Genomic DNA, 21,631 nt, shown 5'->3' on the forward strand with positions numbered 1-21,631 from the left:
ACGGCCCCGCCGCGCCGCCCGCCCCCGGGGGCGGACGGCGGGGACCGTCCGACGTCGGAGGAGAGACGATGACAACGCAACGCACCCGGTCACTCGGGCGCCCGACCCTCGACGCGGTCGCCGCCCGCGCGGGTGTCGGGCGGGGCACGGTCTCCCGGGTGGTCAACGGTTCACCCCAGGTCAGTCCGGAGGCCCGGGCCGCCGTCCAACAGGCCATCGCCGAGCTGGGGTACGTCCCGAACCGGGCGGCACGGGCACTGGTCACCCAGCGCACCGACTCGGTGGCCCTGGTGGTCTCCGAGTCGGGGGAGCGGGTCTTCACCGAACCGTTCTTCGCCGGCATCGTCCGGGGCGTCAGCTCCGGCCTGCTGGAGACACCGCTGCAACTCTGGCTCGCCATGGTGCAGTCCCCGATCGAACGGGAACGGGTCGAGAACCACCTGACCAACCAGCACGTCGACGGGGTGCTGCTGCTGTCGCTGCACGACTCCGACCCGCTGCCCACCCTGCTGGAGGAGCGCGACCTGCCCACCGTGCTCGGCGGTCGGCCGGCCCGGATGCTGCGCCCCGGGGCACGGCCGTCCTGGTTCGTCGACGTCGACAACGTCGGTGGGGCCCGCAACGCGGTGCAGCACCTGGCCCGGCGGGGCCGACGCCGGATCGCCACCATCGCCGGCCCGCAGGACATGGGCGCCGGCCTGGCCCGCCTGGTGGGCTACCGGGAGGCGGTGGAGTCCACCATCGGCGGGCTCGACCCGCGCATGATCGCCTACGGGGACTTCAGCGAGGGCAGCGGCGCGGCGTGCATGCGCCGGCTGCTGGACGCCTGCCCCGAGTTGGACGCGGTCTTCGTCGCCTCCGACCTGATGGCGTTCGGCGCGCTGCGGACCCTGCGTGAGTCGGGTCGCCGGGTGCCCGAGGACGTCGCGATCATCGGTTTCGACGACTCCCCGGTCGCCCAGCAGGCCGACCCGCCGCTGACCACGGTCTTCCAGCCGGTGGAGGAGATGGGCCGGCAGATGGCCCGGCTGCTGGTGGCCCGCATCCGGGGTGACGAGATCCCCACCCCGCACATCCTGCTGGACACCGAACTCATCCAGCGTGCCTCCACCTGAAGCGCTTCGACAGTTCCGGCCTCCACCCCGGGGCCGTGCCTGACCGGCGATGGCCCGGTTCGCCGCAGGCGGCACCCGCCGTGCGGCACGGGCAGCCGCGCTGTGCGGCTGGTGGCCCGCTCCCGATCCGGGCCGACGGCCGGCGGCGCAGGCTCAGGCTCAGGCTCAGGACCAGCGGCGCAGCTCCCGCTTGGCCAGGGACGAGCGGTGCACCTCGTCGGGGCCGTCGGCGAGCCGCAGGGTGCGGGCCTGGGCCCAGAGCCCGGCGAGCGGGGTGTCCTGGCTGACCCCGGCGCCGCCGTACCCCTGGATCGCCTTGTCGATCACCCACTCGGCCATCGCCGGCGTGGCGATCTTGATGGCCTGGATCTCGGTGTGTGCGCCCCGGTTGCCGACGGTGTCCATCAGCCAGGCGGTCTTGAGCACCAGCAGCCGGGCCTGCTCGATCCGCACCCGGGACTCGGCGATCCACTCCCGGACCACCCCCTGCTCGGCCAGCGGCCGGCCGAACGCGATCCGCTCGTTGGCCCGCCGGCAGAGCAGCTCCAGGGCCCGCTCGGCCATCCCGACCAGCCGCATGCAGTGGTGGATGCGGCCCGGACCGAGCCGGGCCTGGGCGATGGCGAACCCGGCCCCCTCGCCACCGACCAGGTTCTCCGCCGGCACCCGGACGTCGACGAAGTCGATCTCCGCGTGCCCGCCGTGCGGGGCGTCGGAGTAACCGAAGACGGTCATGCCCCGGCGGACGTGCACCCCCGGGGTGTCCCGGGGCACCAGCACCATGCTCTGCTGACGGTGCCGGTCGGCGGTGGGGTCGGTCTTGCCCATCACGATGAACAACCCACACCGGGGGTCCATCGCCCCGGACGACCACCACTTGCGCCCGTTGACCACGTAGTGGTCGCCGTCCCGGACGATCCGGGTGGCGATGTTGGTGGCGTCGGACGAGGCCACCTCCGGCTCGGTCATGCAGAACGCCGAACGGATCTCGCCGGCCAGCAGCGGGGCGAGCCACCTGTCGCGGTGCGCCTCGGAGCCGAACTCGGCCAGCAGCTCCATGTTGCCGGTGTCCGGGGCGGCGCAGTTGACCGCCTCGGGGGCCAGGTGCGGGCTGCGCCCGGTCAGCTCGGCGAGCGGGGCGTACTGCAGGTTGGTCAGCCCGGCGCCGTAGCGCGGATCGGGCAGGAAGAGGTTCCACAGGCCGCGACGGCGGGCCTCGGCCTTCAGCTCGTCGAGCACCGGGGGCCGGGCCCACGGGTCGCCCGCCGCCGCGACCTGTGCGGCGTGCACCGGCTCGGCCGGCAGGACGCACTCGTCCAGGAACGCGCCGAGCCGCTCCCGCAGCTCGACGGTGCGCTCGTCGTACCCGAAGTCCATCAGTTCCCCCCGACCGCGCGCAGACCGTGCTCGACCAGCGGCGGCACCATCTCGCCGATCCGGTCGAACCCACCGCCGAGGGTCTGCCCCAGGGTGTGCCGGTAGTGGATGCCCTCGCAGATCACCGCGAGCTTGAAACAGCCGAGGGCCAGGTGCCAGTGCAGCGGCCCCACGTCGACGTCGCTGCGCCCGGCGTACCGGTCGATCAGCTCGCCGCCGGTGGGGAAACCCGCGCGCGGGCCGAGCCCGTCGGCGACCGGGTTGCCCTCGGCGAGATCACTGTCGCCGAGCACGTCCCAGTACGTCAGCAGCAGCCCCAGGTCGGCCAGCGGGTCACCCAGGGTGGCCATCTCCCAGTCCAGCACCGCCCGCACCGACACCGGGTCGACCGCGGTGAGCAGATTGTCCAGCCGGTAGTCGCCGTGCACGATCCGACCGGCGTTGACGCCCTCGGGCACCGAGGCGGCCAGCGCGTCGCGTAACTCGTCCACCCCGGGCAACTCCCGGCTGCGGGACCGGTCGAGCTGGCCGGCCCAGCGCCGCACCTGCCGGCCCAGGTAGCCCTCGGGACGACCGAAGTCGGCCAGCCCCACCTCGGCCGGGTCGACGGTGTGCAGCGCGGCGAGGGTGTCCATCATCGCCCAGGCCAGGTCGCGGCGCTGGCCGCCGGTGAGCGGATCGGTCTGCGCCCGGGTGCGCAGCACCTCGCCCGGCACCCGCTGCATCAGATAGAACGGTGCGCCGATCACCGCCGGGTCGGCGCAGAGCAGCAGCGCCTCGGGCACCGGCACGGTGGTCGGTGCGAGCGCGGCGATCACGCGGTGCTCGCGGGCCATGTCGTGCGCGGTGGCCAGCACGTGCCCCAGCGGGGGGCGGCGCAGCACCACCTCGCGTCCGCCGCAGTGCAGCAGGTAGGTCAGGTTGGACTTGCCGCCGGTGATCAGGGTGGCCCGCAGCGGCCCGTCGGCCACCAGCTCCGGCCGGTGCGCGACCAGCCAGCCGTGCAACCGGTCGAGGTCCAGCCCCGGTGGTGCGGCGTACGGCGGCCCGGGTCGGCTGCCGGGGGACGCGTCGACGGCCGGCTCGGTCATCCGAATAGTTGAGGGCAGGTCAGCCGGGTTGTCAAGGTCAGCCATTTTCCGCCGGGGACATGCCACGGCAACAGGGGCGAAATGGTCAACCGGCAGGCTGGCAACAGCCTGCCGGCCCTGTGTGGCCGGCCCGCCGAGCGGAGGGACTGACATGTTGCTGAGAGTTCGGGTGACCCTGCCGGACCGCCCCGGGACACTCGGCCAGGTGGCCCGTACGCTCGGCGTCTCCGGTGCCGACATCGTCCAGGTCGTGGTGCTGGAGCGGCTCGGTGGCCGCGCGGTCGACGACTTCACCGTGGTCTGGCCGGGTGCCGCCCGGGTCGAGGGCCTGCTCGCCGGTCTCGCCGCCATCCCCGGGGTGCGCGTCGACGGGGTGTGGCGGGCGATCGGGGCACCGACCACCACCGGTCAGGACGCCGAACTACTCGCCCAGGTGGCGGCGAACCCCACCGACGGGGTGGCCACCCTGGTCGACGCGGTACCGGGGCTGCTCGCCGCAGACTGGGCGGTGGCGGCCGTCGTACCGCTGGACTGGGCCTCGCGGGCCGGCGCGGGGACGGCCACCGTCGGGCACGCCAGCTGGCGTGCCCCGGAGCCGCCCCGGCTGCCCGAGGTGACCCCGCTGCGGGCCCGCACCCTGACCATGGCCGACGGCACGCACTACGCGATCGCGCCGTTCGGCCGGGCCGGGCTGGTGCTGGTGGTGGCCCGGGACCACACCGAGCCGTTGACCGCCGCCGGGTTCCACGCCACCGAGGTCGACCGGCTCGCCCAGTTGGTCCGGGCCAGCGCGGTGATCCTCGGGGACCGGCTCGACCTGGTCGGCCCGCGGTCGGTGACCACCGTCACCTGACCTGGGCGAACGGTTGCCGGTGCGACACCACCGGGCAACGCCACGGCAACAGGCCCCGGGCAGGCTTCGTGGTGGGGAAGGGAGTGGGCATGGCGCTGTGGCGAGTCAGGGCGACCGTGGACGACCGGCCGGGTTACCTGTCGGTCCTCACCGCGAGTCTCGCGCTGCGAGGAGTCAACATCCTCACCGTGCAGGTGCACACCACCGAGGTCGGTGCGGTGGACGACTTCCTCGTCGACGCGCCGGACGCGCTCGACGAGGCGGACCTGATCGCCGCCGTCGAGCGGGGCCGGGGTCGCAACTGCTGGGTGGCGCGCAGCGAGGCGCGTGGCCTGGCCGACCAGCCGACCCGGGTGCTCGGCCTGGCCACCCGGTTGGTCGGCGACCCGGAACAGGCCGGTGAGGTGCTCCGAGCCACCCTCGGCGCGGACGAGGTGACCTGGCGACCGACGTCCGCCACCGGGCACGACGCGGTGGGCACCACGACCATGCTGCTGACCGACCCGACCGGCGGCTCCTACGAACTGCGCCGGCAGGCACCCAGCTTCACCCCGGCGGAATACGCGCGGGCGCAGGCGCTGGTGGAGTTGGCGGCGGCGGTGGCCCGGCGGGAAGCCGACCGGGTGACCCTGGTGCTGCCCGACGGGGCGGAACTGTCCCTCCGGCCAGCGACCGCCGACGACCTGGCCGGGGTGCTGGAGCTGCACGAGGGCTGCTCGGCGCGGAGCCGGCAACGGCGGTATCTGAGCGGCGCGGCGCTGCCCTCGCCGACCCGGCTGCGCCGCCTGCTGGAACCAGCCCGGGGGCTGACCCTGGTGGCCACGACGACCGGCTCCGACGGGGCGGCGGAGTCGGTCGTCGCGCTGGCCAACCTGCTCGCCGAGGGCGACGAGGCGGAGGTGGCGCTGCTGGTCCGCGACGACTGGCAGCGACGTGGTCTGGGCACCGCGCTGCTGCGTCGGCTGCTGACCCACGGCGAGCGGGCCGGCTACGCGGCGCTGGTCCTGCACACCCAGGCCGAAAACACGCCGATGGTGCGGACACTGGCCCGGCTGGGCCGGCCCGCGACGGTCGAGCGGGACGGCACCGTGCTCACCGTCACCGTCCCGCTGGCCGGCGTACCGGCGACCGGCGTCCCGCTGGCCGGCGTTCCAGCGACCGGCGTCCCGGTCACCGGCGGAATCCCGCGCCCCAGCACGAGCGTGGGCGGCACCCGGCCGACCAGCACGAACGGTGGGATCTGCTGACCCCACCGACCATCGAGACGACCCGTACGGCACCGGGCGGGGGCATTCCTCCCGGTGCAAGGCCGAACTCCGATGCGGGGGACGGTGCACAGGCAGGGCCCCCGGTGCGGGGGCCCTGCCCATGTCCGGCGCGATGCCCCGGATCAGCCGAAGAAGGTGCCCGCCCGGCGGTGCCCCGAGACGCAGAACCGGTTCCCCTCGGTGTCGGCGAGCACGACGTACGGTAGCTGGCCGGGTTCCGGTACGGCAGGATAGTGCGGCCAGTCGACCCGGTCGGCACCCAGCCCGAGCAGCCGGTCCACCTCGTCGTCGAGGTCCCGGTCACCCGCGTGCAGGTCGAGGTGGATACGGGGAAACTCCGCCACCGGGCTCTCGCTGACGTCCATGGCCAGCGCCACCCCCGTGGTACCCGGCGGCGGCTCCAGGACGATCCACTCGTCTGCCGGGTAGCGGGGTGGGCGACGGACGTAACCCAGCGCCTCGGCCCAGAACCGGCCGGCGCGACGGTCGTCGGTCACCCCCAACGACACCTGTTCGATCATCGACATCGATCCAGGCTAGTCACGTCGACGCCCAGCCCCGGTACGAACATCCCCCGCCCCCAACTCCGCACCCCCGCCCCGTCCCTCCGCGCCCTGCGTGTTTTCCGCGGGCTCTTCCGGGTGTCGTGGGGGTTGGCCCCTTCACAAACCGATGACCGAACGATTACATTGGCGCACATCCATGGGAGCGCTCCCGCGACTCCTTCGGTTCTCTCACCACCACCCGCCTCCGGCGGCGCTCACCACCCGCGACGCCCCCGTCCCCGCGTCCGGTGGGCGCCGCCGGAGGCACCACCGACAGGAGTTTCGCCATGCAGCACCCGAACCGGCCGGGCCGGTCGGGCGGGGGCCGACCTCGGCTCCGCCGCCTGTTCGCCACCGGTGTCGCCCTGACCAGCGGGCTGGCCCTCGCCGTCAGCGCCCTCCCGCTCACCGCCGGCGCCGCTCCCGCTGGGGCCGAGCGCGCCGCTGCCGCCGGGGCCGCTCCCGCCGCTGCCGAGCGCGCGGCTGCCGAGCGCACCACGGCTGCCGAGGCCGCCGGCACCGGCATGTTCAACTACCCCGAGGCGCTGCAGAAGTCGTTGCTGTTCTACGAGGCGCAGCAGTCCGGCAAGAAGCCGTCCTGGAACCGGGTCTCCTGGCGGGGCGACTCCGCGCTGACCGACGGGGCGGACGTCGGGGTGGACCTCACCGGCGGCTGGTACGACGCCGGTGACCACGTGAAGTTCGGCTTTCCGATGGCGTTCAGCGCCACCATGCTCGCCTGGGGTGCGGTCGAGTACCGCGACGGGTACGTCGCCTCAGGGCAGCTCGCCCCGCTGTTGAACAACCTGCGCTTCGTCAACGACTACTTCATCAAGGCGCACCCCTCGGCCAACGTGCTCTACGGGCAGGTCGGCAAGGGCGACGACGACCACAAGTGGTGGGGTCCGGCCGAGGTGCTGCCGATGGCGCGGCCCGCGTACAAGATCGATGCGAGCTGTGGGGGTGCGGACCTGGCGGGGGAGACGGCGGCGGCGATGGCCGCGTCGTCGATGGTGTTCCGGCCCACCGACGCCGCCTACGCCGACAAGCTGCTCACCCATGCCAAGCAGCTCTACACGTTCGCCGACACGGTGCGTAAGAGCTACCACGAGTGCATCACCGACGCGACGAGCTTCTACAAGTCGTGGAGCGGCTACACCGACGAACTGGTCTGGGGGGCGATCTGGCTGCACCGGGCCACCGGCGACGCGACCTACCTGGCCAAGGCCGAGAGCGAGTACGACAAGCTCGGCACCGAGCCGCAGTCCACCACCCGGTCCTACAAGTGGACCCTCGCCTGGGACAACAAGCAGTTCGGGGCGTACGTGCTGCTGGCCAACCTGACCGGCAAGCAGAAGTACGTCGACGACGCCAACCGGTGGCTCGACTACTGGACGGTCGGCGTCAACGGCCAGAAGGTGCCCTATTCGCCGGGCGGGATGGCCGTCCTCGACTCCTGGGGTGCGCTGCGGTACGCGGCGAACACGAGCTTCGCGGCGCTGGTCTACAGCGACAAGACCACCGACGCCACCCGCAAGGCCCGGTTCCACGACTTCGCCGTCCGGCAGGTCAACTACGCGCTCGGCGACAACCCGCGCAAGTCCAGCTACATGATCGGGTTCGGTGCCAACGCGCCGAAGAACCCGCACCACCGCACCGCGCACGGTTCCTGGTGGGACAGCCAGACGGTGCCGGTGGAGACCCGGCACGTGCTCTACGGCGCGCTGGTCGGCGGCCCGTCCTCGGCCAACGACGCCTACTCCGACAGCCGGTCGGACTACGTGATGAACGAGGTGGCCACCGACTACAACGCCGGTTTCACCTCCGCGCTGGCCCGGCTCTCCCAGGAGTACGGCGGCACCCCGCTCGCCAACTTCCCCACCGCTGAGACCCCGGACATCCCCGAGCTGACCGTGGAGACCACGGTGATGCAGGCCGAGCCCCGGGCGACCGGGCTCAAGGCGGTCGTCTACAACAAGTCGGCGTTCCCGGCGCGGGCGCTGACCAACGGGAAGTTCCGCTACTACTTCCGGCCCGAGGGCAGCACCGCCGTGCAGGTCACCCCCGGCTACACCCAGGGGTGCCCGTCGCCGTCGACCGCCAAGCAGCTCTCCGGCGACATCTGGTACGTCGAGGTGGACTGCACCGGCTACACGATCGCCCCGGCCGGGCAGTCGCAGCACCGGATGGAGGTGCAGTTCAAGATCGGCGTACCGGAGGGCGGCACCTGGGATCCGACCAACGACCCGTCGTACCAGGCCACCGCCGGCCCGAACCCGAAGGTGCCGCTGTACGCCGGGACCACCCGGGTCTGGGGTGACGAGCCGACCTCGACGCCGACCGACACCACCCCGCCCACCGTCCCCGGCACCCCGGTCGCCTCCGCGATCACGCCCACCGGCCTGACGTTGACCTGGCCCGCGTCCACCGACACCGGTGGCAGCGGCGTGGCCGGCTACGACGTCGCCATGGAGCCGGTCGGCAGCGACGTGCGCTCCTCCTTCCGCACCACCACCAACAGCCTGACCCTGACCACGCTCTCGCCCGCCAGCAACTACCGGTTCTCGGTCCTGGCGCGCGACGGTGCCGGCAACAGCTCGTTGTGGTCGTCGGCGCTCGCGGTGGCCACCCCGGCGGGCACCGGTTCGGACACCAGCGGGCCGACCCCGCCGGGCACCCCGACCGCGTCGAACATCGGCGCGAACGGGGTCACCCTGAGCTGGACGCCGTCCACCGACAACGTCGGGGTCACCGGCTACCGGGTCTACAAGACGTCCTGGCCGGCCCATCTCGTCGTCGCCACGAGCACCGGCACCACCGCCCAGGTGACCGGGCTGACGCCGGACACGTCGTACGGGTTCTACGTGGTGGCGGTGGACGCCGCCGGCAACCCGTCCACCCCGTCGAAGACGCTCACCGTGCAGACCCTGCCGGGCACCTCGACGCCGACCCCGACGCCGACCTCCACCCCGACGCCCACCCCGACCCCGACCACGCCCGCCTCGTCGTGCAAGGTCGGCTACACCACCACCGACTGGACCAACGGCTTCACCGCCAGCATCAGCATCACCAACACCGGTACGACCGCGCTCAACGGTTGGAGCCTGGCCTTCACCTTCCCGACCAGCGGTCAGAAGGTCAGCCAGGGCTGGTCGGCGACGTTCGCCCAGACGGGGGCGGCGGTGACGGCGACCAGCATGAGCTACAACGGGGCGTTGGCCCCGGGCGCGTCCACCAGCATCGGGTTCAACGGCACCCACACCGGCAGCAACCCGAAGCCGACCACCTTCACCCTCAACGGGGCGGCCTGCACGGTCTCCTGATCATCGACGTGACGTGGCCGGCACCGCACCCTGGGTGACCGGCCACGTCTCGTCGGGCCGGGCGCGGCCAAAAATGTTCCGATACTTTTCCGAAACATCTTTGTTCCGGCCGGCACATGATGGAAACATCGACGGCACTAGATGTGACAACCGATACGTCCGGCCGTCCCGTCCCGACGGCCCGGCTGTTGGCCAGCAAGGAGGCCACGATGGCAACAAGCCCATCCGTTCACCACGGCGGGAGCCGGCGACGGCGACCACCCGCCGTCCGGGCGCTGCTCGCCGGCGCGGTCAGCGTCGTGACGGTGGCAGCAGTCGCGGTGATGATGCCGTCGGCGAACGCCGCCGCGACCACGCTGGGCGCGGCCGCCGCGCAGTCGGGCCGGTACTTCGGCACGGCTATCGCGGCCGGCCGGCTCGGCGACTCGACGTACAGCACGATCGCCGGCCGCGAATTCAACATGATCACGGCCGAGAACGAGATGAAGCCGGACGCGACGCAGCCCCAGCGCGGCCAGTTCAACTTCAACTCCGGTGACCAGATCTACAACTGGGCGACCCAGCGCGGCCTGAAGGTCCGTGGGCACACCCTGGCCTGGCACGCGCAGCAGCCGGACTGGATGAAGAACCTGAGCGGCAGCACGCTGCGCCAGGCGATGATCGACCACATCAACGGCGTGATGGGCCACTACAAGGGCAAGCTCGCCGCGTGGGACGTGGTCAACGAGGCGTTCAACGAGGACGGCAGCCGCCGGTCGTCGAACCTCCAGGGCACCGGCAACGACTGGATCGAGGTGGCGTTCCGCACCGCGCGGGCCGCCGACCCGTCGGTGAAGCTCTGCTACAACGACTACAACATCGAGAACTGGTCGTACGGCAAGACGCAGGGCGTCTACCGCATGATCCAGGACTTCAAGTCCCGGGGCGTGCCGATCGACTGCGTCGGTCTGCAGACCCACTTCACCGGCGGCAGCTCGCTGCCGAGCAACTTCCAGACCACGCTGTCCAGCTTCGCCGCCCTCGGGGTGGACGTGGCGCTGACCGAGGTCGACGTCACGAACTCCTCCACCACCCAGTACGCCGGGCTGACCCAGGCGTGCCTGAACGTGCCGCGCTGCATCGGCATCACCGTGTGGGGCGTGCGCGACAGCGACTCCTGGCGCTCCAACGAGAACCCGCTGCTGTTCGACGGCGGCGGCAACAAGAAGGCCGCGTACAACTCGGTCCTCAACGCGCTCAACGCGGCCCCGCCGACCTCCGGGCCGACCACGGGCCCGCCCACCACGCCCCCGCCCACCACGACCCCGCCGCCGAGCGGCGGCGCCGGACGGATCGTCGGCGTGGCGTCGAACCGGTGCATCGACGTGCCGAACTCCACCCAGACCAACGGCACCCGGGTGCAGCTCTACGACTGCAACAGCCAGTCCAACCAGCAGTGGACGTACACCAGCAACAAGCAGCTGCGGGTCTACGGCACCAAGTGCCTGGACGCGAACGGCGCGGCCACCGCCAACGGCACCGGGATCATCATCTGGGACTGCAACAGCGGGGCCAACCAGCAGTGGAACATCAACTCCAACGGGACCATCAGCGGCGTGCAGTCCGGCCGCTGCCTGGACGTCTGGGGCACCGGCAACGGCCAGCAGGTCCAGCTGTACGACTGCCACGGGCAGACCAACCAGCAGTGGCGCACCGACTTCGGTGGCAGCAACCCGCCCACCACCGCGCCGCCGACCACGCCGCCGCCGACCACCACGCCGCCCCCGGGTGGTGGCTGCGCGCTCCCGTCGACCTACCGGTGGTCGTCGACCGGCGCGCTGACCAGCCCGAAGAACGGCTGGGTCTCGCTCAAGGACTTCACCAACGTCGTCTACAACGGCAAGCACCTGGTCTACGGCTCGTACGTCAACAGCAGCGGCCAGTACAGCTCGATGAACTTCAGCACGTTCACCAACTGGTCCGACATGGCCTCGGCCAGCCAGAACGGCATGAGCCAGGGGACCGTGGCGCCCACGCTGCTCTACTTCGCCCCGAAGAACATCTGGGTGTTGGCGTACCAGTGGGGGCCGACCTCGTTCAGCTACAAGACGTCGAGCGACCCGACCAACGCCAACGGCTGGTCCTCGGCGCAGACGCTGTCCACCGCCACCCTCCCGGACGCCCCGTACGGTGTGATCGACCAGACCCTCATCGGTGACGACCAGAACATGTACCTGTTCTTCGCCGGTGACAACGGCAAGATCTACCGGTCGAGCATGCCGCTGGGGAACTTTCCGGGCAGCTTCGGTTCGAGCTACACGACGATCATGACGGACTCGACCAACAACCTGTTCGAGGGCGTCGAGGTCTACAAGGTGCAGGGCCAGAACCAGTACCTGATGATCGTCGAGGCGATCGGGAGCCAGGGGCGCTACTTCCGGTCGTTCACGTCCAACAGCCTGGGCGGCTCGTGGACCCCGCAGGCGGCCAGCGAGAGCAACCCCTTCGCCGGCAAGGCCAACAGCGGCGCCACGTGGACCAACGACATCAGCCACGGTGACCTGGTCCGCACCAACCCCGACCAGACCAAGACCATCGACGCCTGCAACCTGCAACTGCTCTACCAGGGCAAGGACCCCAACGCGAACACCGACTACAACCTGCTGCCGTGGCGGCCGGGTGTCCTCACCCTCCAGCGCTAGGCGCACCTGCGCCCGCGCAACGACCGGGGCGTGTCCGGCACCTGAGGGTGCCGGGCACGCCCCGCCCGGTTTCAGTCGGCCAGCTCCTCCGCGAGCAGGTCCATCAGCAGCGCGTCGTGCCAGTGCCCGTCCGCGCCCCGCTCGTACCGCCGCATCACGCCCACCGGGCGGAACCCCACCTTCGCGTACGCCCGGATCGCCGCCGTGTTCGCCGCCGCCGGATCGATGGTGAACCGGTGGTGGCCGTACTCGTCGACCAGGTGCCGGACCAGGGTGCGGACCGCGTCCCCGCCCAGCCCGTTGCCGCGTACCGCCGGATCGAGGAAGACGTCCAGGCTGGCGTGCCGGTAGTCCGGGTCGGTCTCGGCGTACCACTGGATCGCCCCGACCAGCCGGCCCGCGTGCTCGACGACGTAGACCGTCACCGTGTCGTCGGCCAGGTCGGCCCGCACCGACGCGGCCAGGTCGTCACCGCCGCGCCACCAGCGGCGTACCTCCGGGGTGGCCCGGATCGTGGCCAGGGCGGGCACGTCCGCCTCCGTCACCGGCCGCAGCGTGACCGCCCGCCCGCGCAGCACGCCTCAGCCCCGCCGCTCGCCGTGCTCGACGCAGACCGCCGACCAGCCGACCGGCAGCACCTGCACCTTCATCCGCCGTCGACAGTGCCCGCAGTAGCGGGGCGGTTCCAGCACCCGGGCCGTCGCGCACCCCGGGTGCGGGCCCGCCGTGGCGTCCGCACCACAGCGGTCGCACCAGGTCGCGTCCGACGTCAGCACGGCGGACTCCGCCGTACGGCCGTCGGTGGTCGGGTCACCCGCGTCGGTCATCATCACCTCACAGGGTGGCGGAGAGGGCCTTGACCGGCATCTTCAGGTCGTCGAGCAGCTTCAGGTCGTCGGTCGCCGGCCGACCCAGCGTGGTCAGGTAGTTGCCGACGATCACCGCGTTGATCCCGCCCAGCAGGCCGTCGCGGGTGCCCAGGTCACCGAGGGTGATCTCCCGGCCGCCCGCGTACCGCAGGATGGTGCGCGGCATGGCCAGCCGGAACGCGGCGATGGCCCGCAGCGCGTCCTTGCCCTCCACCACCGGCCGGTCGCCGAGCGGGGTGCCCGGACGCGGGTTGAGGAAGTTCAGCGGCACCTCGTGCGGGTCCAGCTCGGCCAGCTGCGCGGCGAACTCGGCGCGCTGCTCCACGGTCTCGCCGAGGCCGAGGATGCCACCGCAGCAAACCTCCATGCCGGATTCGCGGACCATCCGCAGGGTCTCCCAGCGCTCCTCCCAGGAATGCGTGGTGACCACGTTCGGGAAGTAGGAACGGCAGGTCTCCAGGTTGTGGTTGTAGCGGTGCACGCCCATCTCGACCAGGTCGTCGACCTGCTCCTGGCTGAGCATGCCCAGCGACGCGGCGACCTGGATGTCGACCTCCGCGCGGATCGCGGCGACCCCCTCGCGCATCTGCTTCATCAACCGGTCGTCCGGCCCGCGTACGGCGGCCACGATGCAGAACTCGCTCGCCCCGGTCGCGGCCGTCTGCTTCGCCGCCTCCACCAGCGACGGGATGTCCAGCCAGACCGAGCGCACGGGGGAGGTGAACAGGCCGGACTGCGAACAGAAATGGCAGTCCTCCGGGCAGCCGCCGGTCTTGAGCGAGACGATCCCCTCGACCTCGACCTCCGGGCCGCACCACCGCATCCGCACCTCGTGGGCGAGCTGGAGGGCGGCGGGGACGTGCTCGTCGGGCAGGGTCAACACCGCGAGGACACCAGCCTGGTCGAGGCCGACGCCGTCGCCCAGCACCTGGGTCCGGGCCTGGTCGAGGATCTCTGGCATGGGTCGTACCCTACAAGGCCGCCCCGGGCCGGGAAACGCCCGAGCCGCCGCCCACCCACCGCCCCGGACCGGGCCCCGCCGACCCCGAGCCGCTGCCCCGGACCGGGCCCCGCCGACCCCGAGCCGCTGCCCCGGACCGGGCTCCGCCGACCCCGAGCCGCTGCCCGCCGGCCGCCCCGGTCCCGGCCCCGCCGACCCCCTCGACCGGCTCCGTCCCCACCCCCGCACGTCGGTGCGGCGGGCCCGCCGCCACGCCGGTGCCGGCCCGGCGGATGGTAATTTCGCCCGGCGGCGACAGCGCCGCCCACCCGCCCGGCGGTACGAGCCGGGCGGGGTCGGTCGTCCGGCAACAGGCGTCGGGCGGGACGGCACGCCGGGCGGTACGGGCCGGGCGGAGCGGGTCGAACGGCGGACGGAGGCGATGACCGGTGGCGGACTGGCTGGCGGCCCTGGACCGCCGCGCCGCACTGCGGGCGAAGGCGGGACTCACCCGCACCCTGCGCCCCCGCGCCGCCGGCGACCGGGTGATCGACCTGGCCGGCAACGACTACCTGGGGCTGGCCACCCACCCGGAGGTGGTCGCCGCCGCCGGCCGGGCCCTCGCCGGGTACGGGCTGGGCGCCACCGGTTCCCGGCTGGTGCGTGGGTCCACCGACGTGCACCACGCGTTGGAGGACGACCTGGCCGACTGGCTCGGCGTCGACCGGGCACTCGTCTTCTCCTCCGGATACCTGGCCAACCTCGCCGCCGTCCGGGGCCTGGTCCAGCCGCGTACCCTGCTCGTCTCGGACGCCCACAACCATGCCTCGCTGATCGACGGCTGCCGGATCTCCGGCGCGGAGACGGTGGTCACCGCGCACGTCGACGTCGACGCCGTGGCCGCCGCACTCGCCGCCGCGCCGGGCCGCCCGGCGGTGGTGGTCACCGAGTCGGTCTTCTCCGTCGACGGTGACCTCGCCCCGCTGGCCGCGTTGCACGCCGTGGCCCGGCAGCACGGTGCGTTGCTGCTGGTCGACGACGCGCACGCGCTCGGTGTCACCGGTCCGGCCGGGGCCGGCGCGGTGGCCGCCGCCGGGCTCGCCGGTGCGTCGGACGTGGTGGTCACCGCGACCCTGTCCAAGGCGCTCGGTGGGGCCGGTGGGGTGGTCGCCGGTCCGGCCGAGTTCGTCCGGCACCTGGTGGAGACCGGGCGTACCTTCATCTTCGACACCGCGCCGCCGCCGTCGGTCGCCGCCGGGGTGCGGGCCGCCGTGGCGGTGGCCCGGGCCGCCGACGACCTGCGGGCCGAGCTGGCCGACCGGGCCCGGCACGCGGTACGCCGCCTCGGCGCGGCCGGGCTGACCGTGTCCGCCCCCGACGGCGCGGTGGTCTCGGTGACCGCCCCCGGCCCGGAGGCCGCCACCGCCTGGGCGGCCGACTGCCGGGACCGGGGCGTCGCCGTCGGCTGCTTCCGCCCGCCGTCCACCCCGGACCACCGCTCCCGGTTGCGCCTGACCCTCTCGGCCGGGGTCACCCGAGCTGACTTCGAACACGCCCTGGAGGCCATCGTGGAGTGCGCCCCGCAGTCGCGAGCTGAGGTGGTGCCCGTGAGCGCGAGGAGTGAGCCGGGTTTGCGAGCCCCGCAGTCGCGAGCTGAGGTGGTTCCCGTGAGTGCGAGGAGTGAGCCGGGTTTGCGAGCCCCGCAGTCGCGAACCGAGATTCTGCCGTGAGCGGGTGGAAGGGTGCGGTGCTGGTCACCGGGACCGACACCGAGGTCGGCAAGACGGTGGTGACGGCGGCGATCACCGCTGCCGCGCAGGCCGCCGGCCTGCGGGTCGCGGTGGTCAAGCCGGGCCAGACGGGTACGGCCACCGGCGAGCCCGGCGACATCGACTCGGTGACCCGGCTGGCCGCCCCGCTGACCGGTCGCACCCTGTCGAGTTACCCGGACCCGCTCGCCCCGCTGGCGGCGGCCCGGGTCGCCGAGTTGGAGCCGCTGGAGCTGTACACGGCCGTCGATGCGATCCGCGCGGAGGTCGACAAGCACGACCTGGTGCTCGTCGAGGGAGCCGGTGGGCTGCTGGTGCCGATGGGGCTGCGCCCGTCGGGCGAGGCGTGGACGGTCGCCGACCTGGCGGTGTCGCTGGGCGCTCCGGCGGTGGTGGTGGCCCGGGCCGGGCTCGGCACCCTCAACCACACCGCGCTCACCCTGGAGGCGTTGGAGCGTCGGGCCGTGCCCGCCGGGGTGGTGATCGGTGCCTGGCCGGCGGAGCCGCAACTGGTGCACTGGGCGAACCTGACCGAGTTGGTGCCGAACCTGCTCGGCGCGCTACCGACCGGTGCCGGGTCGATGGACCCGGGGGTGTTCCGCCGGTCCGCCCCGGGTTGGCTCACCCCCGACCTGTACGGGGTGCTCGACGACTGGCGCACCTGGGCCGAGGACGCCGGCTGAGCGGTCCGCCGCCGGTGCCCTCACTCGGTGGCGGGGACGGGCCGGGGCTGGTCGTCCTGCGCCGGCCGTGGGGCGACGACCTGCACGCTGACGGCGGCGTCGCGGTTCTGCGCCTCGACCCAGGAATCCAGGGCGGTACGGCAGGCGTGGTCGACGTGCCGCAGGCCGCCGAGGTCCAGCCGTACCCGCCGGTCGTCGGGCAGCCCGTCGAGGGTGGTCAGGATGGTGGGCAGCCGCAGGAAGGTGGCGTTGCCGCTGATCGTCACGTGCACCGGGTCGACGTCGTCGTGCACGGTGACCCGGACGTGGGACGTCTCCCAGGCGGTCTTGACCACGGCCAGGCCGAGGCCGACGAGCACGCCGGTGAACAGGTCGGTGCCGAGGATCGCGACGGCGGTCACCACCAGCACCACAGCTTCGCCCCGGTGCTCCCGCCACAGCTCGGGCAGGGCCCGCCACGGCAGCAGCTTGCATCCGGCGTGCACGAGCACGGCGGCGAGCGCGGGCATCGGAATCAGCCCCACCAGGCCGGGCACGGCGGCGACGAAGAGCAGCAGCCACACCCCGTGCAGCACCCGGGACGCCTTGGTCCGCGCCCCGGCCCGGACGTTGGCGGAGCTGCGTACGATGACGGCGGTCATCGGCAACGCGCCGAGCAGGCCGCAGACGGTGTTGCCGGTGCCCTGGGCGACGAGTTCCCGGTCGAAGTCGGTGCGCGGCCCCTGGTGCAGCCGGTCGACGGCCGCCGCGCTGAACAGGCTCTCCGCCGAGGCGACCAGGGTGAACGTGACGACGGTGGCGAGCAGCCCCGGGTCGGTGAGGGCCGTCCAGTGCCCGAACGACGGTTGGATCGCCGCGAGCAGGCCCTCCACCTCGATGGTGGCGACCGGTAGCCGCAGGACGGCGCTCACCCCGGCGACCGCGACGACGGCGACCAGCGCCCCGGGGACCAGGCCCGGCCGGCCGGGCAGGGTGTCCCAGAGCAGCATGACCACGATCGTGGCCACTCCGACGGCGAGCGACACCTGTGCCGTGCCGGAGCCGGTGAGGTCCCCGACCAGGTGGGGCAACCCGGTGAAGCCGGCGAGGCCGGTCGGTGGGGTGTCGGCGCCGGCCAGGACGTGGAGCTGACCGGCGATCAGCAGCAGGCCGATACCGGTGAGCATGCCGTGCACCACGGCCACCGAGATGGCCCGGAACCACCGGCCGAGTCGTAGCAGCCCCAACCCGATCTGGAGCAGGCCGGCGACCAGCACGATGGTGCCGAGGCCGGCCAGCCCGTACCGGTCCACGGCCTCGGCGACGAGGACGGTCAGCCCGGCGGCCGGTCCGCTCACCTGGAGACTGCTGCCCGGCATCACCCCCACCACCAGCCCACCCACCACCCCCGTGACCAGTCCGAGCTCGACCGGTACGCCGGAGGCGACCGCGATCCCCACACACAGCGGCAACGCCACCAGGAACACCACCAGCGACGCCGGCAGGTCTCCGCGGACCGCCGCCCACCTCACCTGACCCCACCCCTCCACGCGCCTTGCCCACCCCACCCCACCCACCCCACCCACCCCACCCACCCCACCCACCCCACCCGCCTCGCCCCGGTGATCAAGAGCTTTGCGTCACCGTTGATCTCCGTTTTGACCAAAACTTCTTGATCAACCCAGGAGGGCGGGGGTTTGGGTGGGGTGGGGGAGTGGTGGGGGTTGGGGTGGGGTGCACGCTGACCTCCCGGGTTGGTGTGGCGCTGGGCGTCACGTGGGTTCAACCCGTTGTGGTGAGTGACGGTTACGCCTGTTTGGGCAGGTCGGCAGGATGATGCGTGGACGTCATCAGCTCGAAAGGGGCCGACTGGGACACCGGTGCCGGCGAATCCGTGCCGGCGAATCCGTGCCGGGCGGGGGTCGGTCCGGGCCGGAGGTGTCTTGGACCGGAGGTGCTCCACCCCGGAGATGTTCCAGGTCGGGGCCGCCCCGGGCGGAGCTGCTGCGTGGAGCGGGAGCCGGGCCGAGGCGGGTCGGGTGGGGCGGGAGGCCGTGACTGCTCATCCGCACAGCAGGGTCGGCGAATCCGTACAGCGGGGCCGGGCGTACCTGCCCCGTTCACCCGTACAGCGGGGCCGGCGTACCTGCACCGGCGGCGGGCCCGGGCGGGGCTCAGGTCGGGCGGGTGTGGGCGCGGCGGACCACGAAGGCGTCGGGCATCCGGAAGGTGAGGTTGTCCGGGCACCACGGTGGACGGACCACCGTCACCGCGTCCAGCAGCGGTGCGGCCTCGGCGACCACCACCGCCGCTTCCAGCCGGGCCAGCTGCGCGCCGACGCAGCGGTGCGCCCCCGCCCCGAAGGCCAGGTGCCGGCGTGACCCGCGCTGCCCGGGACGGAACCCGGCCGGCTCGGCCACCACCTCCGGGTCGCGGCCGGCGCGGGCCAGCCACAGCAGCATCGAGCTGCCCGCCGGCACCGGTGTGCCGCCCAGCGTGGTGTCCGTCGCGGCCACCCGTCGCCAGGTGACGATCGGCGGCTCCAGCCGCAGGCCCTCCTCCACCACGTCGGCGACCGCGACGGTGCCGGCCCGCAACCCGGCGCGCACCCCGGGTTCGCCGGTGAGCCGGTGCAGCAGCAGGGTCAGGAACTGGCTGGTGGTCTCCTGCCCGGCGACCAGCAGGAAGAACAGCGCCCCCACCACCACGTCGGGGGAGTGCCCGGCGGCACGCAGCCGGGCCGCCAACCCGCCACCGACGGCGGCGAACTCCCGTAGTACGGCGTGGAAGCGGCCCACCTCGACGGCGAGGGTCTGCTGCCGGTCGACGTCCAGCGGGGCCCAGAACAGCTCCAGGGCCGCCCGCGCGAAGTCCTTCACCGCGCCCACCGGGGCGTCCGGCAGCTCGACCAGCCGGGCCAGTGCCAGCAGGGGCAGGTCGGCGGCGAGCCGGGCGTGCAGGTCGACCGGCCGACCGGCGGCCAGGTCGGCGGCGATCCCGACCACCCGGTCCCGTACCAGGGCCGTCAACCACGGCCGTTGGGCGGCCACCCGGTCCGGGTGCAGCGCCTCGGCGACGATCGCCCGGATCTCCGGGTGGCTGGGGCCGGCGTTGTTCGCCAGCGTCGGCGGCAACCGGAACCGGTGCGCGGTGAGCACCCGCAGCGCGGCCACCGGGATCGGCGTCACCGCGTCCAGGGCGTTGTCGGGTCGCCAGGTCACCGCGTCGGCGAGCACCTGCCGGACCAGCGCGTGCCGGGTCACCACCAGATGGCTGCCGCCGACCCGGTCGACGACCGTGGCCACGTCCGGCCAGGGCCCGTCGACGGCCCCCTCCCACCCCCGGAACAGCACCCGGTCACGCTAGCGGGCGGCCCCGGCGGGGCGGGATCCAGCTCCCACACCGTGGTGTGCTTCACCCGTACGCTCTCCAGCGCCTCCGGCACCGGCACGTCGTAGCCGGCCAGCTCGTGGAAACGTTCCCGGGGCAGGAACGCCCGGCCCGGGTCGCCGACCAGCACCCGGGCGCCGGAGCGGGCGGCCCGCAGCAGGAAGCGCAGCACCCGACGGGCCATCGCCTCGCTGTAGAAGACGTCCCCGGCGAGCAGCACCTGCGCGTCCCCGGCGTTGCCGTCGAGGACGTCGGCCAGTTCGGCGTCGACGCGTACCCCGTTGGCGGCGGCGTTGAGGGCGACGGCGGCGACGGCCCGCTCGTCGATCTCCACCGCCCGCACGGTCGCCGCGCCGGCCCGCGCGGCGGCGATGGCGACCAGGCCGGAGCCGGAGGCGAGGTCGAGCACCCGGCGGCCGGCGACCACCTCCGGGTGGTCGGTGACGTACCGGGCCAACCCCTGCCCACCGGCCCAGGCGAACGCCCAGAACGGCGGCGGCTGGGCGCTGCGGAACTCGCCCTCGGTCAGCTCCCACAGGCCGATCGGCTCGTCGGCCTGGTGCAACAGCACCTCGGGTACGAAGGCGACCGGGGCGAGCCGGGCGTGCAGCCGGACGAAGGCGGCGGAGAGTTCGGACACCCGCCCAGGATGTCAGCCGCACGTCGGCCGGCCCGGCGCACCCTCACCGCCGGCCGATGGTGCTCCCCACACCCATTTTCGGCGTGTCGTGGGGTGCGGGTGACCGGTTCACCACTGTCGGTGTTAACCCGACCCGCACTTGCCGCTCGGCGCGAACACGCCCGTCTACCGGCTTCCCCATCCTGCTCATAGCGTGGCGAGTGGACAAGACCGACGGGAGGACGAGGCGGTGGTGATGGTGTGGCGGAACGCGCTACGGGTCGGGGCGGTGCTGGCCTGCCTCACGGGGACAGGGCTCGCCGGGCCGGCACCGGCATCGGCGGCGGACCGCTTCGCCACCGAGCTGAGCGGCCTGCCCGACGAGTTCACCGCCGGTGACCAGGTACGAACGGTCTCGGCGGTGGTGTCCCGCAAGGGCAACGGCGGATGTGTGAAGGTCCGCTGGTCGATGGTGCTCTCGGTGCAGGGGCTACGACTGGACCAGGTCAAGATGGACCGGATCGAGGAGACCGGCTCGTTCCCGCTCGACATCCGGGCCGAGGGGGCGGTGGCCCGGCTGACCGACCGGCAACTCGACCCGGGCACCCTCTGCCCGGACCGCACGGTCACCGCCACCTACCGGGTGGCCTTCGCCGAGGACGTCACCCGGGGCCGGATCACCCTGGCCGCCGAGGCGTACGACCCGAACCTGCGGCTGCTCGCCCGGCAGAGCGCCACCCGGCAGGTCGTCGGCACGGCACCTGCGCCCACCACGGCGGCACCCGAGCCGACCACCGCGTCGCCGGAGCCGACCGAGGAGGTGCTGGAGCCGACCGCGGAGGAGACCGAGCCGACCGAGGAGGCGCTCGCCGAGGTGCCGCCACCGCCCGCGGCGAACCGTTCGGCCAACCAGAGCGGCGGTTTCGGTCTGGTGCAGGCGGCCTTCCTGCTCGGTGGGCTGCTGCTCTTCCTCGGCGTCGGCCTGCTGATGCGGCTGCGGCAGCTGACCCGGACCGCCGCCGACGGGGTGGAGGGCGATGCCCGCCCGGTCCGTCGACCGGTCCGGTGGACCACCGTCCGACGGTGATCGGGGGCCGCCGGGGCCGGGTGGCGCCACCACCCGGCCCCG

At 73.2% G+C, this 21,631-nt stretch carries 15 protein-coding genes and 2 pseudogenes; 8 read left to right on the forward strand and 9 right to left on the reverse strand.

Annotated features, from left to right (window positions below; translation table 11 throughout):
- The first annotated feature begins 68 nt into the window (after window positions 1–68).
- Complete coding sequence (locus J7462_RS28690; protein ID WP_208570746.1) at window positions 69–1,115, forward strand: LacI family DNA-binding transcriptional regulator; 1,047 nt, start codon at window positions 69–71, stop codon at window positions 1,113–1,115.
- A gap of 165 nt (window positions 1,116–1,280) precedes the next feature.
- Here J7462_RS28690 and J7462_RS28695 read toward each other — a convergent pair whose 3' ends face one another.
- On the reverse strand, window positions 1,281–2,492 hold the full coding sequence (locus tag J7462_RS28695; protein ID WP_219468788.1) for an acyl-CoA dehydrogenase family protein: 1,212 nt from the start codon (window positions 2,490–2,492) through the stop codon (window positions 1,281–1,283).
- A complete protein-coding gene (locus J7462_RS28700) occupies window positions 2,492–3,583 on the reverse strand; it encodes a phosphotransferase family protein (protein WP_219468790.1) in 1,092 nt (363 codons plus the stop codon). The genes J7462_RS28695 and J7462_RS28700 overlap by 1 nt, the downstream gene beginning before the upstream one ends.
- Window positions 3,584–3,734: 151 nt before the next feature.
- On the opposite strand from J7462_RS28700, the gene J7462_RS28705 reads away from it, so the two are divergent.
- Window positions 3,735–4,436: an amino acid-binding protein gene (locus J7462_RS28705; RefSeq protein ID WP_219468793.1), complete on the forward strand. Its 702-nt coding sequence runs from the start codon at window positions 3,735–3,737 to the stop codon at window positions 4,434–4,436.
- 89 nt (window positions 4,437–4,525) lie between these two features.
- Window positions 4,526–5,683 carry a GNAT family N-acetyltransferase gene (locus J7462_RS28710; RefSeq protein WP_219468796.1) on the forward strand — a complete coding sequence of 386 codons (1,158 nt, stop codon included), beginning with the start codon at window positions 4,526–4,528 and terminating at the stop codon, window positions 5,681–5,683.
- Window positions 5,684–5,826: 143 nt separating this feature from the next.
- Here J7462_RS28710 and J7462_RS28715 read toward each other — a convergent pair whose 3' ends face one another.
- Window positions 5,827–6,231, reverse strand: coding sequence for a VOC family protein (locus J7462_RS28715; RefSeq protein ID WP_244253589.1), 405 nt, complete (start codon window positions 6,229–6,231; stop codon window positions 5,827–5,829).
- A 305-nt stretch (window positions 6,232–6,536) separates the two neighbouring features.
- Here J7462_RS28715 and J7462_RS28720 point away from each other — a divergent pair, with 305 nt between their 5' ends.
- Both J7462_RS28720 and J7462_RS28725 read left to right on the forward strand, forming a co-directional pair.
- Window positions 6,537–9,572, forward strand: a complete 3,036-nt coding sequence (locus tag J7462_RS28720) for a glycoside hydrolase family 9 protein (RefSeq protein ID WP_219468798.1) — start codon at window positions 6,537–6,539, stop codon at window positions 9,570–9,572.
- Window positions 9,573–9,781: 209 nt separating this feature from the next.
- The gene (locus tag J7462_RS28725; protein ID WP_219468801.1) at window positions 9,782–12,253 is read left to right on the forward strand and encodes a non-reducing end alpha-L-arabinofuranosidase family hydrolase; all 2,472 of its coding nucleotides are present in this window, start codon (window positions 9,782–9,784) and stop codon (window positions 12,251–12,253) included.
- A 71-nt stretch (window positions 12,254–12,324) separates the two neighbouring features.
- Here J7462_RS28725 and J7462_RS28730 read toward each other — a convergent pair whose 3' ends face one another.
- Genes J7462_RS28730 through bioB form a run of 3 tightly spaced genes read right to left on the reverse strand, consistent with a single transcriptional unit; the run spans window position 12,325 to window position 14,083 of the window.
- Window positions 12,325–12,831, reverse strand: coding sequence for a GNAT family N-acetyltransferase (locus tag J7462_RS28730; protein WP_219468803.1), 507 nt, complete (start codon window positions 12,829–12,831; stop codon window positions 12,325–12,327).
- Between the two features lie 3 nt (window positions 12,832–12,834).
- Window positions 12,835–13,083 (reverse strand): hypothetical protein, encoded by a 249-nt coding sequence (locus tag J7462_RS28735; protein WP_374197555.1) that lies wholly within the window; start codon window positions 13,081–13,083, stop codon window positions 12,835–12,837.
- Between the two features lie 4 nt (window positions 13,084–13,087).
- Entirely contained in the window at window positions 13,088–14,083 is a 996-nt protein-coding gene (bioB, locus tag J7462_RS28740) for a biotin synthase BioB (RefSeq protein WP_208570754.1), read from the reverse strand.
- 428 nt (window positions 14,084–14,511) lie between these two features.
- On the opposite strand from bioB, the pseudogene J7462_RS28745 reads away from it, so the two are divergent.
- Together J7462_RS28745 and bioD are read left to right on the forward strand one after the other, a co-directional pair.
- Window positions 14,512–15,645: pseudogene (locus tag J7462_RS28745) on the forward strand (8-amino-7-oxononanoate synthase); the annotation flags it as partial.
- A gap of 164 nt (window positions 15,646–15,809) precedes the next feature.
- Window positions 15,810–16,514: a dethiobiotin synthase gene (bioD, locus tag J7462_RS28750; protein ID WP_219470807.1), complete on the forward strand. Its 705-nt coding sequence runs from the start codon at window positions 15,810–15,812 to the stop codon at window positions 16,512–16,514.
- A gap of 20 nt (window positions 16,515–16,534) precedes the next feature.
- On the opposite strand, the gene J7462_RS28755 is transcribed toward bioD, so the two are convergent.
- The 3 genes and pseudogenes from J7462_RS28755 to J7462_RS28765 all read right to left on the reverse strand — a co-directional run.
- On the reverse strand, window positions 16,535–18,025 hold the full coding sequence (locus J7462_RS28755) for a SulP family inorganic anion transporter (protein ID WP_219468810.1): 1,491 nt from the start codon (window positions 18,023–18,025) through the stop codon (window positions 16,535–16,537).
- A 642-nt stretch (window positions 18,026–18,667) separates the two neighbouring features.
- Window positions 18,668–19,846 carry a cytochrome P450 gene (locus J7462_RS28760; RefSeq protein ID WP_219468811.1) on the reverse strand — a complete coding sequence of 393 codons (1,179 nt, stop codon included), beginning with the start codon at window positions 19,844–19,846 and terminating at the stop codon, window positions 18,668–18,670.
- 20 nt (window positions 19,847–19,866) lie between these two features.
- Window positions 19,867–20,523: pseudogene (locus J7462_RS28765) on the reverse strand (methyltransferase); the annotation flags it as partial.
- Between the two features lie 193 nt (window positions 20,524–20,716).
- Between J7462_RS28765 and J7462_RS28770 the strand changes: the two are divergent.
- Window positions 20,717–21,589 carry a hypothetical protein gene (locus J7462_RS28770; RefSeq protein ID WP_308291064.1) on the forward strand — a complete coding sequence of 291 codons (873 nt, stop codon included), beginning with the start codon at window positions 20,717–20,719 and terminating at the stop codon, window positions 21,587–21,589.
- The last annotated feature ends 42 nt before the right edge of the window (window positions 21,590–21,631 follow it).

The sequence above is a fragment of the Micromonospora sp. RL09-050-HVF-A genome (genome assembly GCF_019374995.1).
GTDB classification, from domain to species: domain Bacteria; phylum Actinomycetota; class Actinomycetes; order Mycobacteriales; family Micromonosporaceae; genus Micromonospora; species Micromonospora antibiotica.

Coding starts and splice junctions, on each gene's coding strand:
- J7462_RS28690 (WP_208570746.1), top strand. CDS start 69: ATGACAACGCAACGCACCCGGTCACTCGGGCGCCCGACCCTCGACGCG.
- J7462_RS28695 (WP_219468788.1), bottom strand. CDS start 2,492: ATGGACTTCGGGTACGACGAGCGCACCGTCGAGCTGCGGGAGCGGCTC.
- J7462_RS28700 (WP_219468790.1), bottom strand. CDS start 3,583: ATGACCGAGCCGGCCGTCGACGCGTCCCCCGGCAGCCGACCCGGGCCG.
- J7462_RS28705 (WP_219468793.1), top strand. CDS start 3,735: ATGTTGCTGAGAGTTCGGGTGACCCTGCCGGACCGCCCCGGGACACTC.
- J7462_RS28710 (WP_219468796.1), top strand. CDS start 4,526: ATGGCGCTGTGGCGAGTCAGGGCGACCGTGGACGACCGGCCGGGTTAC.
- J7462_RS28715 (WP_244253589.1), bottom strand. CDS start 6,231: ATGTCGATGATCGAACAGGTGTCGTTGGGGGTGACCGACGACCGTCGC.
- J7462_RS28720 (WP_219468798.1), top strand. CDS start 6,537: ATGCAGCACCCGAACCGGCCGGGCCGGTCGGGCGGGGGCCGACCTCGG.
- J7462_RS28725 (WP_219468801.1), top strand. CDS start 9,782: ATGGCAACAAGCCCATCCGTTCACCACGGCGGGAGCCGGCGACGGCGA.
- J7462_RS28735 (WP_374197555.1), bottom strand. CDS start 13,083: ATGATGACCGACGCGGGTGACCCGACCACCGACGGCCGTACGGCGGAG.
- bioB (WP_208570754.1), bottom strand. CDS start 14,083: ATGCCAGAGATCCTCGACCAGGCCCGGACCCAGGTGCTGGGCGACGGC.